We start from the raw sequence: 1,180 nt of genomic DNA, 5'->3' as shown, positions 1-1,180 counted from the left end.
GCACCCAATCGGTCGATATCAACAGGGCCATCGGCGGCAGAGGCGGTAACGGCGGTGACGGCGCGATCGGCGCTACCGGTGGCACGGGCGGAGCCGGCGGCACCGGCGGCAACGGAGGTCACGGGGGGCTGTTGGTCGGCAACGGCGGCAGCGGCGGCGCCGGTGGGACGGGCGGCACCGGCGGGGTCGGCGACCTCGGTGGCGTCGGCGGTAATGGTGGCGGCGGAGGCACGAGCAATACCGCAACTGCCGGTAATGGCGGCGACGCCGGCGACGGCGGGACCGGCGGGACCGGCGGGACCGGCGGGACCGGAGGCAGCGGCGGTCAAGGCGGTGCCGGCGGGCTACTCGCGGGCAGTGGAGGCGTTGGCGGTGCCGGAGGGGCCGGCGGCGAGGGAGGCGGCGGCGGCACGGGCGGCAACGGAGGCGATGGCGGCGCCAGTGGTGGCACTGGTGGTCAGGTCGGCCTCAGGGGTGACGGAGGCGGTGGCGGTACGGGCGGTGCCCCGGGCGCGGGGGGCAGCGGTGGCAGCGGCGGAACAGCTGGTGTCCTGAGCGGTGCCGCGGGCAGCGGCGGCGCAGTCGGTGAGAGCGGCACTGCGGGCGGTGACGGCCAGCGCGGCATGCCGGGCGCCGGCCGGGTGGCATAGCCGGGATGGGTATCCAGTACGCGCCGGGGCGCGGCGCAGCTACTCCCGCGCCGCGCCTTTTTGTTCGAATTCACCACCGGTCCTGCGCGCGATTTCCCAGTGGCTGCGCGCCTTTGGATTTGGCCCTGGGTCTCTTAAGGCTTTCGAGCCGGCGAGGTTTTCGAGTCGGCGGGTACACCGTCCGATGAGGCGACGCGAACCCGCATCATGCAACCGTGGGGCAACGGCATCGTAGATCTCCCTAACTCACAAGACCTTCTCCGCGAAATAACGGGACGATATTGGTTACCGAGCCGGGCCGGGACATGGCCGTTGCATGAAAGTTTCACTGTTCGAGTGTGTTTCGATGCTCGGACGGGCCTGTGTGGACCTTCGTTCCGGAGCCGGCGGCTGTGGTGTCCTCCCCCAATGGGGGGAGAAAATTTCAACCATCGAATCCGCCTTTCGGCCGAAGGTGCGGTGGCCCGAATGAGGTGATGGTGATCGGTGGAGTACTGGCTCGGTAGCCAAAGACACTCGGACAAAGGGGA

1 protein-coding gene is annotated in these 1,180 nt (G+C 70.2%); it reads left to right on the top strand.

Annotated features, from left to right (window positions below; genetic code table 11):
• A partial coding sequence (locus tag BST40_RS30430; protein WP_208618952.1) for a hypothetical protein occupies positions 1 to 650 on the top strand: 650 nt, incomplete at its 5' end.
• Positions 651 to 1,180: the final 530 nt, after the last annotated feature.

Origin of the sequence: Mycobacterium persicum, from assembly GCF_002086675.1 — a bacterium.
Taxonomy (GTDB): Bacteria; Actinomycetota; Actinomycetes; order Mycobacteriales; family Mycobacteriaceae; genus Mycobacterium; species Mycobacterium persicum.
Note: the sequence above shows the minus strand (reverse complement) of the source record. Positions and strands in the feature narration are given on the sequence as shown.